This is a genomic window from Lentzea kentuckyensis, assembly GCF_002150765.1.
GTDB classification, from domain to species: domain Bacteria; phylum Actinomycetota; class Actinomycetes; order Mycobacteriales; family Pseudonocardiaceae; genus Lentzea; species Lentzea kentuckyensis.
Genome location: NZ_MUYM01000051.1, coordinates 1 through 14,105 on the forward strand (window position 1 = coordinate 1; position 14,105 = coordinate 14,105).

Below are 14,105 nucleotides of genomic sequence, written 5' to 3' on the forward strand. Positions count from 1 at the left end.
TCAAAGAACACGCGCTCACCGCAGTCACGCCAGCTTTTAGCTGGTTACTTCCGGGGCTTGTGTTGCCAGGCTCGTTCCGGCTTGTTTTCCGGCCGGTGTCGCTCTGACTTGGAGAACATTACACGGGCCAGTTTCGATCTCCAAATCGGGGGGTCACCTAAGCCCCGGAACCACCGCTGACCTGCACGTTCTCCACCTGGAAGACCGGATGGCGGTGAGCCTCCGTTTCGAACGCCGAGACCGGGTCGCCGACGCGTGCGTCGAAGAAAGGCCTAGTCACCGGCTCCTTGCGCACATAAGCGGCCAGCACGGGCGCCGCAACGGCGGCGGAAACCTCCACCAAACGAACCTGACGTGACCTACGTCCCCTTCGCAGGACCGCCGAACCGGCAGCCCGTGCGTTGCGCACCCAGTCGCGAACGCCGTACGGCGCGACGAGCCACTCCTGCCCGTCATGGCGCATCAGACGGATCGGGATCGTGCGCTCCGCACCACTGCGCCGGCCACGGATGGAAAGCAGCACGTAGTAGGAGGGCGCGATGCCGAGCGAAACAGCGCGACTGATGACGACGTTGCCGACGCGGCGTACGAGGGTCTGGCGGTAGGTCTTGGCCACAAGGTCAATCATGGACCTCGTGGTGTTCGACGTGGTGGTGATTGGCGGAGGTCCAGCCGGCCGTGCGCTCGCACGCGCCTGTGCACAGGAAGGCCTCCACACGGCGATAGTCGACCGTCACCCGCACCGCATCTGGTCAGCCACCTACGGCGCGTGGGCCGACGAGCTCCCACCAGACACACCGGTAGCCGCCACAAGCTCAGTGGTCCGCGCGTACGCACGCGATGAGCACCTGCTCCCACGCACCTACGTCGTGCTCGACAACGCGCGTCTGCATGAACTGCCAGAAGCAGTCACCGTGCTCCAACGACCAACGACGGCGCGCTACACGTTCAATGCCACAGGCGCGCGCAAAGGCCGTGCCGAGCAAACGGCCGTAGGCACTGTCATCGAGTCCAACAACACCGAGACCACTCTGATGGACTGGCGCAACGGCGACACGTTCCTCTACAGAGTCCCGCTCGGCCACGACAAGGTCCTGGTTGAGGAGACCTGTCTGGCCAGACGGCCGGGTATGCCGCTCAGCGAGCTCCGCGCGAGGCTTCACACACGGCTAGAAGCAGGCCAACGGGAGGAGCGCGTCCGATTCCCCTTGGACGCACCACGGCAGAAGGGCCTCACGTTCGGTGCGGCGGCAGGCCTCATCCATCCCGCGACCGGCTACAGCGTCGCCACGTCACTGGCCCTCGCGCCGAAGGTCGCCCAGGCCGTCAAAGCCGGCGAGAACCCGAAGCACGTCATCTGGTCGCCCAAGGCCCGCGTCGTGCACGCCCTGAGGCGGCTGGGCCTGGAAGCGCTGCTCCGCATGGACGCCGACGAGACCAGGGACTTCTTCGAACTCTTCTTCCGGCTCCCGGCAGAACTGCAGCGCGCCTACCTTTCGGGCCGCGAGGACGTCACCGGCACCACGGCGGCCATGTCCACTCTGTTCCGAACGGCTCCGGCGAAGCTCAGGTGGAAGCTGGCCCTCGGCGCACTCCCAGCGTGAGCACCGGATCACCGAACGCAGTCGGGCAGTGGCGAGTCGCCGCCAACATCGTGAACAGCTGGTTAACCCTCTTCCGACCAGGTCGTTCGCACCGGCACGATTTGAGACGTGCCCGCATTGCTGGATGACGTCAGGTTCGCCTTCCAGCCGCTGTTCAACCTGAACACCGGGGGCGTCGTCGCGGTGGAGGCTCTGGCCCGGCCGCACGACGGCAGCGTGCAGGATCTGCTCCAGGCCGCCTTCCAGGCCGGTCTGCTGGCCAACGCCGACGTCGGACTCGCCTGCCGCGCCATTCGCTCCGCGGCCGACTTCGACCTCATGCTGCCGTTGCACGTCAACCTGCTCGCGATCACGGTCGCGGACAAGCCCGAGATCATGAGCCCGCTGTACGGCGCGCTCAGGGACGCCGGCCGCGCGCCGGACAGCATCGTCATCGAGGTCGGCGAGCCGTACTCACGGGCGAACCGCGCGCGTCTCGCTCGTGGGATGCAGACGTTGCGGAACAACGGCTTCCGCATCGCGCTCGACTGCGTGGGCGAGGGCGACGTGCCACTGGGGCTGCTGACCAGCGCGAGCCCCGACTACATCAAGCTCGACCGCGAGATCGTCCGCACGCTGCCCGGCGACGCCGCACGCGGCGCGCTGGTGAAGTCGTTGGTGCACCTGGGCGAGTACACCGGTGGCCAGGTTGTCGCCGAAGGTGTGGAGACCGAGGCGGAGCTGACCTACCTGCGCAAGCTGGGCGTGGGGTACGCACAGGGCAACATGCTCGCGCCGCCGCAGCGCAGACCGGCGGTGAACGCCCGCATCGCACCCGAGGCGGTCACCGAGACCGGGGAGATCCGGCGGAGCAACACAGGCCCGCGGATCACGGCTTTCCTGCACCCCGCCACGACGTTGCCCGAGCACGCCACGAGCGAGGACGTGCGCGAGGTGTTCTCCACACAGCCGTCCATCACCGGTGTCGTGCTCATCGACGACGAGGGGCGCCCGAAGTGGTCGGTGGACCGCAACCGGTTCCTGCTCGCGGTCACCGGGCCGTACGGGCACGCGCTGCACGCGAAAAGAGAAGCCGCACGGCTCGCGGACAAGCCGCACATCATCGGCGCTGAGTCGTCGGCCCTTGAACTGCTCGACCTGGTGGCGCACGCGAACCGTGAACGCACCAACGACGACCTCATCGTCGTGGACCACAACGAGCGGTGCATGGGTGTTGTGCGCGTTGCGGACGTTGTGCGCGGGGTCGCAGAGCTCAAAGTGGAGCAGGCGGCGGCTCTGAGTCCGCTCACGCGTCTGCCGGGCAGCGACGCGATCGCGAAGGAGGTCGACCGGCGCATCGAGGCCGGCGAGATCTTCGCGGTGTCCTGGCTGGACGTCGACAGCTTCAAGCTGGTGAACGACACGGTCGGGTTCGCGGCCGGCGACGACCTGATCCGCGAGATCGGGCACGACCTGGCGGACCTCGCGCACGCGTTTCCCGGCGTGCAGGTCGGGCACGTGGGCGGTGACGACTTCCTCATCCTCGCCGGGCTCGACGAAACGGTGCCGCTGAGTGCTCGTTTGCTCGACAAGCCGTACACGGCGGAGGGACGACACGTCACCCTCTCTCTTGCGACCCTTATCTGTGCCCCGGGGTCAGTCGGGTCGTATCGCGAGGTGTCGCGGTTGCTGGCGCCAGTGAAGGAACACGCGAAGTCACTCGCCGGGTCGAGCTGGGTCATGGGCCGGCCGGGCAGCGATCGTCGCGATGTGCTGCGTGGTGTCGCGCAACGCGCGGTGAGTTGACAAGTACAACCCAAACGCATCCTGTGCCACGGCCTGATCACTCATAGCATCGAGGTCGCTACTCAGCGCACAGGAGGTTCGGCGTGCAGGTCGGCAGCAGAACTCAATCGGTACCCGCGCAACGCACGAGCATGGACGGCCTCCTCAGCGTTGGAGTGGAAGAAGAATTCGTCCTCGTCGAAGCCTCCACCGGCCATTTGGCCAACCGCGCCAACGAAGTGCTCGCCGGAGCCGACCGCTTCCAGGTCGACCTGCAGCCGGAAATCGCGCAGTACCAGGTGGAATCGGCCAGTGGTGTCTGCACGGACATGGGTGAGTTGCGGGACGAACTCGCCGAAGCGCGCCGGGCGTTGATCGAACGGGCCGCGCGCCACGACGCCAGGCTCGCAGCGACCGGAACGCCCGTGCTGGGCCTGACGATGCCGACGCCGCTGACGAACTCCCCGCGCTACCACCGGATGGCGCAGGAGATGGGAGCGCTCACCAACGACCTCGCGATCTGCGGCTGCCACGTGCACATCGGGCTGCCCGACGACGAGTCGAAGATCTTCGTGAGCAACCACCTGCGGCCGTGGTTGCCGACACTGCTGGCGCTCGGCGCGAACTCGCCGTACTGGCTCGACGGTGACACGGGCTACGCGAGCTGGCGCTACGTGGTCTGGAACCGTTGGCCCACTTCGGGTGCGCCGCCGCAGTTCGACTCCGCGGCCGAGTACTACGCGGCACGGGAGGAGATCGTCGCGAGCGGCGCGGCGATGGACGCCGGGATGCTCTACTGGGACGTCCGGCTCTCCGCCCGTCACCCCACGCTCGAACTGCGGGTGTCCGACGTCGCGCCGACGGTCGAGGAAGCCGTGCTGATGGCCGCGCTGGTGCGCGCGATCGCCGCCACCGCACTGAATTCCGGTGCCACGCCCGTGCACGTCCCTCCGCACCTGCTGAAGGTCGCGATGTGGCGGGCCGCGCGGGACGGCCTCGCGGGGTTCGGCATCGACCCGGTCACCGGCTCGCCGACGCCCGCGTCCACGATCGCCGCGTCGTTGCTGCGGTGGGTGCGGCCGATGCTGGAGTTCGCAGGCGACTACGAGATGGTGACCGACGGGATCGACAGGTTGCTGCTCGACGGCACGGGTGCGGCCAGGCAGCGCAGGGCGTTCGCGCGCCGCGGCAGGCTGGACGACGTGGTGGGCTTCCTGGTCGCGCAGACCGCTCCGGTGTAGGGACCGGCGCGGCAGCCCGGTCCGGTCGGACTGCCGCGCCGGTTGCTACTGGTCGCGCGTGGTCTGCGTGCTCACGGCGTCCAGTTGGTCGGCGGTCCTGCCGGCACGCTTTGCTCTTTCCCGTCCGGAGTCGCCGGGTCGGTGGTGGCGGCCTGCGCAACCGGCCCGAGACCCAGTGCGGCCAGGCCCACGATCGTCACGACCACCGCACTCCGGCGAATCGCATTGGTCACTCGCTGCATTCTCTTCCCCCTGGAATTCCTGAGTTCGGACCAGATCTCGTTTCCGGCCTGCCAAGAGAATGGATGGAGCGCATCCAGTAAACGCATCATGATCGTGGAACGCGCTGGTAGGAGTGGTTTTCGCGAAACCCCCACGATCTTGCGGGAATTGCGGCAGGGTGGTTTCCGGGGGCTGTGATGGTCGAGCTTCGGGTGCTGGGCGATGTCAGCGCGTGGATCGGTGACCGCCGAATCGAGGTGGGGCACGCACGGCAGCGGTGCGTTTTCGCGGTGCTGGCGGTGGAGGCCAACCAGGTCGTCACGGTCGACCAGCTGTTGGAACGCGTCTGGGAGCAGCACCTGCCGTACCGGAGCCGGCAGGTCGTGCGGACCTACCTGTCGCGACTGCGGTTGCTGCTGTCACCGGAGGGCATCGCGATCGAGCGCCGCCCCAGCGGCTACGTGCTGCTCGCCGGCACGGACGTCGTGGACCTCCACCGGTTCCGCCACCTGATCGCCGCCGCCCGTGCCGCGGGTGACGATCAGGCCCTCGATCTGTTCGACCAGGCCCTGGCGCTGTGGAGAGGTGAGCCGTTCGCCGGTCTGCGGACCGAGTGGCTGGCGACCGTGCGCACCGGCCTGGAGGGAGAACGGACCGCGGCCCTGCTCGACCGGCTCGACGTCGCGTTGCGCTGCGGCAGACACGCCGAAGTGCTGCCCCAGCTGTGCGCGCTGGCGGACAACGACGTCCTGGACGAACGCGTGGCCGGTCAGTTGATGCTGGCCCTGCACCGCTCCGGGCACACCGCCGACGCCCTGGCCAGGTACCGGCGGCTGCGCGAGCGGCTGGTCGAGGAACTGGGCAGCGAACCCGGTAGCGCACTGCAAGACCTGCACCAGCGCATCCTCGGCGCCGATCCCGCTCTCACCCGGTCCTCGGTCGTCCACACCACCGCGGTACCGCCGTTGCCGCGTCAGCTGCCCGTGCCGCCGCGGTGGTTCACCGGCCGCGGCACCGAGCTGGCCCGCCTGGACAAGGCGCTGGTCGCCGAGCCCGCCACCGTGGTGATCTCGGCGATCGGTGGCGCCGGCGGGATCGGCAAGACGTGGCTCGCGCTGCGGTGGGCGCACGCGCACGCCGACCGGTTCCCCGACGGGCAGCTCTTCGTCGACCTGCGCGGTTTCACTCCCGTCGAGCAGCCGGTGGCGCCCGACGCCGCGCTGTTCGGTTTCCTCACCGCGCTGGGCGTCACCCCGGACGGCGTTCCGGTCGACCTGGACGCCAGGGCAGCGCTGTACCGCAGCCTGGTCGCGGGACGGCGAATGCTGGTCGTGCTGGACAACGCCGCCACGGCCGACCAGGTGACGCCGCTGCTGCCGGGCAGCCCGGGGTGCACCGTGCTGGTGACCTGCCGCCACCGGCTCGCTTCCCTGATCGACCGGTACGGCGCCCGCCACCTGCGACTGGACGTCCTGGCCCGCGCCGAGGGCCGCGCCCTGCTGGACGCGCGGCTGGGCACCGGGCGCGTCGCCGCCGAGCCCGGCGCCGTCGACGAGCTGGTCGAACTGTGCGGGGGCTACCCGCTCGCCCTGTCGATCACCGCCCGGCACGCCGCCGCCCGGACCGGCACCTGCCTGGCCGAGCTCGCCGCCGAACTGCGCGAGCTGGGCCTGGAGATGCTCGACCACGACACCGATCCGGCAGCCAGCCTGCCCGCCGTGCTGTCCTGGTCGCTGCGCCGGCTCAGCGACGAACAACGCACGATGTTCGGGTTGCTGGGCATCGCCCCCGGCAGCGACACGACCTTGCCCGCCGTGGCCGCGCTCACCGGACTTCCCGCGGCCCGTGCGCGAAAAACGTTGGCAGCGCTGGAGGAGGCGTCGCTGGTCGAACGGCGACCGCACGGCCGGTACGCGATGCACGACCTGATCCGCGCTTTTGCCGCCTTGACCGCGAACGACCTGCCCGAGGACGTCCGGAGCACCGCCCTGGCGCGAGTGATGGACTTCCACCTGCACACCGCTCACGCCGCCGACCGCCTGCTGGACTCCCACCGCCAACTGGTGCCGCCGGATCCGCCGGCGCCCGGCGTCGGGCCGCACCCGCTGCCGGACGCCGCGGCCGCGATGGCCTGGCTGGAGGCCGAGTACGCCACCCTTCTGGCCACCCAACGCGCCGCTGCCGCCGCCGGTCGCCATCAGGTCGTCTGGCACCTCGCCTGGTGCCTGGAGACCTTCCACCACCGGCGTGGCTACGGGCGCGAGTCGCTCGTCTTCTGGCGGGCGGCGCTGGACGCCGCCGCACACCTGCCCGGCCCCGCCCGCACCAGCGCCCGCAGAAATCTCGGCAACGCCTGCTCCCGGCTGGGACTGCACGAGGAGGCCACCGAGCACCTCTGCCAGGCACTCGACCTGGCCGTGCGCCGGGACGACCCCACCGAACAGGCACACGCCCACCGGACGCTCGCGTCGGTCTGGAGCGACCGGGGAGACGACCGGCGGGCCCTGGACCACGCCCGCCAGGCCCTCGGCCTCTACCGCGCGCTCGGCCTGCCGGTGCGGGAAGCCGACTCGCTCAGCCAGACGGCGTGGTACGCCGCGCGGCTGGGCGACTTCGACACCGCACGCGACGACTGCCGCGCCGCGCTCGGCCTGCACCGCAAGCACCACAACCGCTCTGGCGAGGCGGCTACCCTGGACAGCCTCGGGTTCATCGCCCACCGCACCGGCGACCACGCCGAGGCCGTCGAGCTCTACGACGAGGCCCTGGCCCTGTACCGAACCCTCGGCCACACCAGCATGGCTGCGGAAACCCTCGACAACCTCGGCCATCCGCACGCGGCCCTCGGACAACGCGAGCAGGCCCGCGCGGCCTGGCAGGAGGCGCTCGGGCTGTACCGGGAGCACGGCCGCGACGGCGACGCCGAGCGGGTACGACGGCAACTCGACGAGCTGGTGGCACCACAACCGGTCAGAACCCGAGATCAATTCGGGCATTATTAACCCGATCAGGTACACCTTTGGTCGGCTTGGTGTGCCTCCAAGCCTCGATCCGGTAGTTAGTCCCCGTGGCCACCCCCATCTGGGCACCGGGAGTGAACGGTCCGGACAAACCCAACACCGCACGCGTCAGGGATTATTGGCTCGGCGGCACCCACAACACGGAGGCCGACCAGGAACTGGCGGCCCACCTCGTGTCCGCGGCACCGCACCTGCCGTACCTGTGCCGCACGCATCGCGCGTTCCTCGGCAGGGTGGTCAGGAGACTGACGGCGCTGGGCGTGCGGCAGTTCATCGACCTCGGCTCCGGCCTGCCCACCGCGGACAACGTCCACCTCGTCGCGCCGGGTGCGCGCGTGGTGTACGTGGAGATCGACCCCGCGGTGGCGGGCGAGGGACGCGAGATCGTCGCGGGCCGGCCGAACGTCTCGTACCTGTGCGCCGATCTCGGCCAGCCCGAGAAGGTGCTGGAGTCGCCGGAGGTCCGCGGGACGCTGGACCTGACCGAGCCGGTCGCCGTGCTGGTGCTGGACGTGCTGCACTTCGTCCCGGACAGCGCCGAACCGCACAAGGTGCTGGCGAAGTACATGGACGCGTTGGTACCCGGCAGCTATCTCGGGCTCTCGCACACGTGCCGCGACCCGTTCATGCTGGCCGCCGTGGGGATGTTCGGCTCGATGTACGAAGACCAGCCGCTGCCGTCGTTCACGTTCCGGTACCCGGAGCAGGTCGTGCAGTTCTTCGACGGCATGGAACTGCTGTCGCCGGGGGTGGTGCCGATTCCGTTGTGGGAACCGGATCCCGACGAGGACCAGGACCGCAATCCGGAACACTTCCAGGGCTGCGGCGGGCTGGCGCGCAAACCCTAGGCGAGCAACGGGATGGCGGCCAGCACGATCGTCGACGCGACGGCCATCGACATGCCGTAACGCAACTGCTTCCTGGCCGTCGGCAGATCGCGCGCGAGCAGGAAGGCCGAGCACGCCACCACGCCGACGGCCGCCCAGAACGGCCCGAACCGGAACCACAACCCGCCGCCGACGAGCAGCAACCCGGCCACCGTCAGCTGTGTCGTCGCGTTGATCGCATGTCTTGTGCCGTACATGACCGCGGGCGTTCTGGACCCGACACGGGCGTCGCCGGCGCGGTCCGGCACGGCCCACCAGAGTGCTCTGCCGGTCGCGAGAGCGGCGACACCGGAGAACACCAGCCACACCGCCGGATCCGGCTGTCCCCCGGCCGCCGCGTAGGCGGTGACGCTCGGCAGCAGCCCGGCCGCGATCGCCAGCACCACCGGACCGGAATAGCCGCGCCGCTTCAACCTGATCGGTTCGAGGTTGTAGGCCAGATACAGCACCAGGATCAACCCGACGCCGGCCGCCACCCGCCACGACACCGCGATCGCCAGTGCCTCGGCGAAGATCATCTCGAAGATCGCCAGCGCGAGGACCCTGGTCGCGCCGATCTCCTGCACCGCCTGGGCCAGATGCCGTTTCTCCGCGGTGTGGATGTCGTTGCGGAGGTCGGCGTAGGCGTTGAGCGGGTTGCCGGAGATGATCGCGACGAAGTTCGCCAGCACCGCGATGACCACGGCGAGGTCGAATCTCGTGGCATAGCAGGCACCCCACGCGGCGCAGCACGCGTAGTGCATGCCGAAGGGGTGCTCCAGACGGTGGAGGTAGGTCAGCGCCGACAAGTGGCCACCATCGCGAGGCTCGGCGGCGGCGCCATCGCGGCGCCCCGCAACTGGGGTGAGCGGGGGTGCGGGATGCTGAGCCGGATCCGCCGGTGCCGCAGCAGGGCGGTCACGATCGTCCGGATCTCGGTGAGCGCCAGGTCCTTGCCGGGGCAGTGCCGCACTCCCCCGCCGAACGGGAAGAACGCGCCCGGCGGCGGTGGTGTCCTGGCCGGGTCGAACACGTGCGGGTGCGGGTAGGTCGCGGCGCGGCGGTGGGCGAGGTAGATGCTCGGGGTGAGCACCATGCCTTCCTCGCTCATCCGGTTTCCGGCGAGCGTCGCGGGCGGAGACAGCCGGAGCGACTCCGTGATCGTGGCTTCGAGCAGCGCGCTGTCGTCGGCGAGTCGCTCGGCCAGTCCGGGTGTGCGGTCGATCCAGTACACGGTCCAGGCGGTGGCGGACGCCGTGGTCTCGTGGCCGGCGAACAGAAGTGAGACGACCTGGTCGCGCAGGTCCGCCGGTGGCAGGTGAGCGGCGAGCGCGGGTGGTTCGGCGGTGTGGGCGCGGTGCAGGAGTCTTCGGTCGAGCTCCGGGTCTGATCTGGTGGCGCCGGGCGTCAGGCAGCGGTGCGCGAGGGTGCGGACGCGGCTGCCGAGGCGGCGGTCGAGCCAGCCGGTGAACGCGGTGAGCAGCTCGTCGTCGTCCACGCCGAAGACGATGCGGCCGATGATCCTGAGCGTGAGTTTTCTGGACCAGGCGGCGAGACCCACCGGGTCACCGCTCGGCAGTTCGGCGATGGAGCGCTCGACCATCTCGTCGATCAGCGCCTGATATCTGCCGCCGCGCAACATGGGCGCGAGCGTGCGCCGGTACGCGGCGTGCTCGGCGCCGTCGAGCCACAGCACGGAACGGTTGCCCAGCAACGGACTCAGCGTGCGGCTCGGCGGATGCCGCAGCTCGCGGTCGTTGCGGAACAGCGCGGCCATCACGTCCGGGTGCCAGACGAGCCAGCGCCGGTCCCGCAGCTTGACCAGGCCGTCCTCCAGGTCCTCCACGGAGTCCAGGAACGGGATCAGCCGCAGGGTGAACCTCAGCTCTGTGCGGTTCATCGGCACACCGCGCATGCGAGGTGGAGCGCCGCCGTGCCTTCCGCCTGAATGATTCTCGTTGGCGCGTAAAGGTCTTTGTCGTGCCACAACGGTGGATGCGGGCGGTCTCCCCACTCCTGCATGAAGTTCGCCCCGCGGACCATCGCCCTGCCGACGTCCCGTGCTGAATGCGACAGGATCCGGATCGCGTACGCCGTCTCCTCGTAGGTGCCTTCCCACCGGCCCCACGAGCCGTTGGCGTTCTGCGTCTGCAGCACCCAGTCGACGGCCTTTTCGTTGCCTTGCAAGGCGTTCGTGACGCACGCGGTCGCGTAGTAGGGCGAGGCGTGCCACTTGTCGAGCCAGAAACCGCCGGGTTGCCGCATGTCGCGCAGCCACTCCTCGAGCAGCCGGTCGTGGCCGAGTGCCTGCAGCGCGTGGGCGTTCGTGCTGGTCGACGGCGTGCGCTCGTTCGGGAAGCAGGCGAAGTGGCGGGCTTCCCGGTAACGGCCGAGTGCTTCGGTGGGGCGGGGGCTGTCGCACAACGCCAGCGCGTGCAACGCCGTGGCGGTGTCGTCGGCGTCGGCGGGAAGTCCCGGTCCCCCGGCGGCGCCGTCGCGGGTGAACGCGGCTCTGATCTGGTCCGCCATCGGGTCGGGGACGTCGAGACCCGCGGACTTCAGCGCGACGATGATCCAGGACCGTTCGAACAACGGGACCGGCACGCCCGCGGGCACCGGGCCGCCGTGCCGGTGCTGGACGGCTTCGAGGTAGTCGAGGCTCGCACCCGGTCTGGGCCCCTGCAGCTGGACGGCGGTCGCGGCGGGACTGGCGGCGACGATGCCGTTCACTCCCCTGACCTCGGGGCGAGGGCCGAAGATCTCCAGGGTGTGCCACAGCTTCTCCGGCAGCGGGCGTTGTCTGAGAGCGTGCAACGGGCGCGGGTCGAACGGCGTGCGCAGGCCGAGTCTGTCGGCGAGCGCGGGCACGATGAGTTCGACGGCGACCGTGTCCGGGAGTTTCAGCGGGAGGCTGAGCAGCCTGCGCAGCGCCAGGAGACCCTTGCGCGCCGCCGGATGTTCTTTGAGAGCGTCGACCGCGCTGAGGGTCGGGACCAGCGCGTACTCGCCGGGACCGCCCCAGGTGCCGTCCGGGTGCTGGGTGTCGACGAGGTAGCGGATCCGCGCTTCGTGGCCCTTCAGCCAGGGGGCGAGGGCGACGAGTCTGCCCGTCTCGTACACGGACGGTGAAACACCGCCCCAGGGATCGTCTGTCAGTTGCGCTAGCAGGCTCATGGCGGCCCCCGGAGATAGCAACTGCGTAACCCTAGGACCACAGAGAGTAGCACTCTGCGCCATCCAGCCCGCAAGGCCTTGGGCCGTTCAGCGGACCACCCAGCCGTGTGGTTTGAACGGCGAGAACGGTGTCCGCGTCCCGGAATGTCCCGGACTGTCCCGCTGGAGCCGGGTCCGGGGTGTCGCACTGGTGCACTCGGCAGGTCGCGGCCGGTCAGGCCGCTGACGGAGGCGGCGACCATGGGAGTGGTTCATGTTCAGTAGAAGGCTGACGGCGTTGGCGTGCGCGCTGCTGACGGCGGGCGCGATGACCGTGTCGGGCGCCGGGGCGGCGAGCGCCGAGCCCGTCGGGGTCCAGGGCCTGCCGACGTTCCTGGGGGTCAAGCTGATCGACGAGAGCAACAACGGGCAGTGCGTCGGCCCGGCTGCGGGTACGTGGGTGACGAACCCGAACCAGACCGCCTCGATGCGGCTGGACACCGACAACAGGTCAGGCGGCTGCCAGCTCTCGTTCGGCATCGGTGACATCGACGGCAGCCTGGCCGGGCTCCACCTCACCTATCAGCTGTCGCCCCACAACGGCAGCCACTCCGGACAGTGCGAGGGGTACTGGGGCGAGAACGACATCCCGGTCGGCTCGGAGTTCAAGTTCGGCAATCCGGTCCGGGTGGACTCCGACAGCCGGCCCGGCTGGTGCGATCTCACGTTCAGGGCGCACAACCGTCCCGATGTCCTGCTCGAAGTGAAGTTCACGGCGGAGAACAGCAGCAACCAATGCCTCGGTGCCTCTGACGCGTGGCAGCCGGTGACCATCGGTCTGCCGGTGGTCCTCGGCATCGACACGGACGGCCGGCCCGGCGGCTGTGGCCTGGCGTTGCGCCTGACGAAGTACTGACAGACCCGGGGTGGGGCGCGAAACCCGCGTCCCACCCCGTTCCACTCAGTCGGGTAGCTCGGTCGCGTAGGCCCGGAGCAGCCGGTGCATCTGGTAGCGGCCCGACGAGATCTTGACCAGGTGTGCGCGCACCAGGGTGTGCACCAGCCGACCGGCCGCCAGATCGGCCAGGTCACCGCCGGAATGCCTGCCCAGCAACCGGAACACGGCTGCCACGTCGGGGACCAGGCTCCGGTAGGACCACGAGAACACCGCCCGCACACCGGACCTGGGATCGCCGCCGGCGTCCAGCCAGTCGAGGCCGGAGACGTCGGCGACGTCGGCGAGCGAGATGTCCGGGCGCGCGACGCCGACCTCGGCGGCGACCCGGAGTGCGAGTGGTAAGCCGCCGCAGCGCCGGGCCAGCACCGCGACGCCGGACGGGTTCGCGGCCACGCGCTCCGTGCCCAGCAGGTTTCCCAGCAACGCCAACGCATCGGGCTTCGGCAGCAGGTCGAGGCTGATCCGCTGGGCGCCGTCCCTCGCCACCAGGCCCGCCAGGTCGTCGCGACTGGTCACGACGACCGCGCACGAACCGGTCCCGGGCAGCAACGGCCTGACCTGCTCGGCGCACGAAGCGTTGTCCAGCACGACGAGCATCCGCCGCCCGGCGAGCCGTGACCGGTAGCGGGCGGCGCGGACCGCGGGATCGGCCGGGACGTCGTCACCGAGGCAGCCGAGCAGCGTGCCGAGCGCCGCGGAAGCCTCGACCGGCGGATCCGGTGCGTAGCCGCGCAGATCCACGTACAGGCAGCCGTCCGGGAACCGCGTGCGTGCCCGCTGTGCCCATTGGAGGGCCAGCGCGGTCTTGCCCACCCCGGGCGGGCCGGTCAGCGTCAGGATCGGGAGTCCCGGGTCGCGGTCGAGCAGACGGTCCAGCTCGGCCAGTTCGGCGGTGCGCCCGACGAACCCGCGAATGGTGGCGGGCAGGGCGTCCGGGACCGCCGCCGGGACGGGCCGCGGAACCCCTGCGTGCACGCGGTACCAGGCCTCGTTCCAGTCGCGTTGCTCCGCCGGACTGGCGCCGAGTGCGATGACGATCCGGTCGAGCACCTCCGACGGGACCAGCGTCTGCCCGGTGACGTACCTGTGCAGCGTCGAGCGCGGCATGCGCACGAGCCGCGTCAGGTCTTCCAAACTGACCTTGGCCTTCAACGTCCCGGCCGCGGCGCGTGCCCGCAACAGGTCCAGTTCCCTTGCCAGCCCGGCAAGTTCGTGCACGCGACCAGGATTCGGGCCGAATTCCCTCATGAGCACCAGATGATCGACCGTTCGCGTAC

12 protein-coding genes are annotated in these 14,105 nt (G+C 69.9%); 6 read left to right on the plus strand and 6 right to left on the minus strand.

Translation table 11 applies throughout. The features are described 5' to 3' along the window. Window positions 1–157: 157 nt before the first annotated feature. Window positions 158–616 carry a nitroreductase family deazaflavin-dependent oxidoreductase gene (locus tag B0F77_RS23615; RefSeq protein ID WP_086665177.1) on the minus strand — a complete coding sequence of 153 codons (459 nt, stop codon included), beginning with the start codon at window positions 614–616 and terminating at the stop codon, window positions 158–160. 10 nt (window positions 617–626) lie between these two features. Here B0F77_RS23615 and B0F77_RS23620 point away from each other — a divergent pair, with 10 nt between their 5' ends. The 3 genes from B0F77_RS23620 to B0F77_RS23630 all read left to right on the plus strand — a co-directional run bounded on the left by B0F77_RS23620 (window position 627) and on the right by B0F77_RS23630 (window position 4,609). Next, window positions 627–1,604 (plus strand): lycopene cyclase family protein, encoded by a 978-nt coding sequence (locus B0F77_RS23620; RefSeq protein ID WP_245848578.1) that lies wholly within the window; start codon window positions 627–629, stop codon window positions 1,602–1,604. A 108-nt stretch (window positions 1,605–1,712) separates the two neighbouring features. Next, entirely contained in the window at window positions 1,713–3,389 is a 1,677-nt protein-coding gene (locus B0F77_RS23625; RefSeq protein ID WP_086665155.1) for a GGDEF domain-containing protein, read from the plus strand. 131 nt (window positions 3,390–3,520) lie between these two features. After that, window positions 3,521–4,609, plus strand: a complete 1,089-nt coding sequence (locus B0F77_RS23630) for a carboxylate-amine ligase (RefSeq protein ID WP_086665156.1) — start codon at window positions 3,521–3,523, stop codon at window positions 4,607–4,609. Between the two features lie 71 nt (window positions 4,610–4,680). Here B0F77_RS23630 and B0F77_RS48055 read toward each other — a convergent pair whose 3' ends face one another. Then, entirely contained in the window at window positions 4,681–4,842 is a 162-nt protein-coding gene (locus tag B0F77_RS48055) for a hypothetical protein (protein WP_158102802.1), read from the minus strand. Window positions 4,843–5,028: 186 nt separating this feature from the next. Between B0F77_RS48055 and B0F77_RS23635 the strand changes: the two genes are divergently transcribed. Both B0F77_RS23635 and B0F77_RS23640 read left to right on the plus strand, forming a co-directional pair. Further along, window positions 5,029–7,833: an AfsR/SARP family transcriptional regulator gene (locus B0F77_RS23635; RefSeq protein WP_086665157.1), complete on the plus strand. Its 2,805-nt coding sequence runs from the start codon at window positions 5,029–5,031 to the stop codon at window positions 7,831–7,833. 65 nt (window positions 7,834–7,898) lie between these two features. After that, a complete protein-coding gene (locus B0F77_RS23640) occupies window positions 7,899–8,699 on the plus strand; it encodes an SAM-dependent methyltransferase (protein WP_086665158.1) in 801 nt (266 codons plus the stop codon). Here B0F77_RS23640 and B0F77_RS23645 read toward each other — a convergent pair. The 3 genes from B0F77_RS23645 to B0F77_RS23655 are packed head-to-tail and all read right to left on the minus strand — an operon-like array spanning window position 8,696 to window position 11,837. Then, a complete protein-coding gene (locus B0F77_RS23645; RefSeq protein ID WP_086665159.1) occupies window positions 8,696–9,526 on the minus strand; it encodes a UbiA prenyltransferase family protein in 831 nt (276 codons plus the stop codon). The two genes, B0F77_RS23640 and B0F77_RS23645, sit on opposite strands and share 4 nt — an antisense overlap. Next, the gene (locus B0F77_RS23650) at window positions 9,514–10,617 is read right to left on the minus strand and encodes a cytochrome P450 (RefSeq protein WP_086665179.1); all 1,104 of its coding nucleotides are present in this window, start codon (window positions 10,615–10,617) and stop codon (window positions 9,514–9,516) included. Before B0F77_RS23650 ends, B0F77_RS23645 begins: the two co-directional genes overlap by 13 nt. Continuing rightward, on the minus strand, window positions 10,614–11,837 hold the full coding sequence (locus B0F77_RS23655) for a prenyltransferase/squalene oxidase repeat-containing protein (protein ID WP_245848579.1): 1,224 nt from the start codon (window positions 11,835–11,837) through the stop codon (window positions 10,614–10,616). Before B0F77_RS23655 ends, B0F77_RS23650 begins: the two co-directional genes overlap by 4 nt. Before the next feature lie 307 nt (window positions 11,838–12,144). On the opposite strand from B0F77_RS23655, the gene B0F77_RS23660 reads away from it, so the two are divergent. Then, complete coding sequence (locus B0F77_RS23660; RefSeq protein ID WP_143466870.1) at window positions 12,145–12,786, plus strand: hypothetical protein; 642 nt, start codon at window positions 12,145–12,147, stop codon at window positions 12,784–12,786. 45 nt (window positions 12,787–12,831) lie between these two features. Here B0F77_RS23660 and B0F77_RS23665 read toward each other — a convergent pair whose 3' ends face one another. After that, window positions 12,832–14,046, minus strand: coding sequence for an AAA family ATPase (locus B0F77_RS23665; protein WP_158102803.1), 1,215 nt, complete (start codon window positions 14,044–14,046; stop codon window positions 12,832–12,834). Window positions 14,047–14,105: the final 59 nt, after the last annotated feature.

What these genes read in the sequence shown, in the direction of transcription:
- B0F77_RS23620 (WP_245848578.1), top strand. Translation starts at nt 627, where the DNA reads ATGGACCTCGTGGTGTTCGACGTGGTGGTGATTGGCGGAGGTCCAGCC.
- B0F77_RS23630 (WP_086665156.1), top strand. Translation starts at nt 3,521, where the DNA reads ATGGACGGCCTCCTCAGCGTTGGAGTGGAAGAAGAATTCGTCCTCGTC.
- B0F77_RS23635 (WP_086665157.1), top strand. Translation starts at nt 5,029, where the DNA reads ATGGTCGAGCTTCGGGTGCTGGGCGATGTCAGCGCGTGGATCGGTGAC.
- B0F77_RS23650 (WP_086665179.1), bottom strand. Translation starts at nt 10,617, where the DNA reads ATGAACCGCACAGAGCTGAGGTTCACCCTGCGGCTGATCCCGTTCCTG.
- B0F77_RS23660 (WP_143466870.1), top strand. Translation starts at nt 12,145, where the DNA reads ATGTTCAGTAGAAGGCTGACGGCGTTGGCGTGCGCGCTGCTGACGGCG.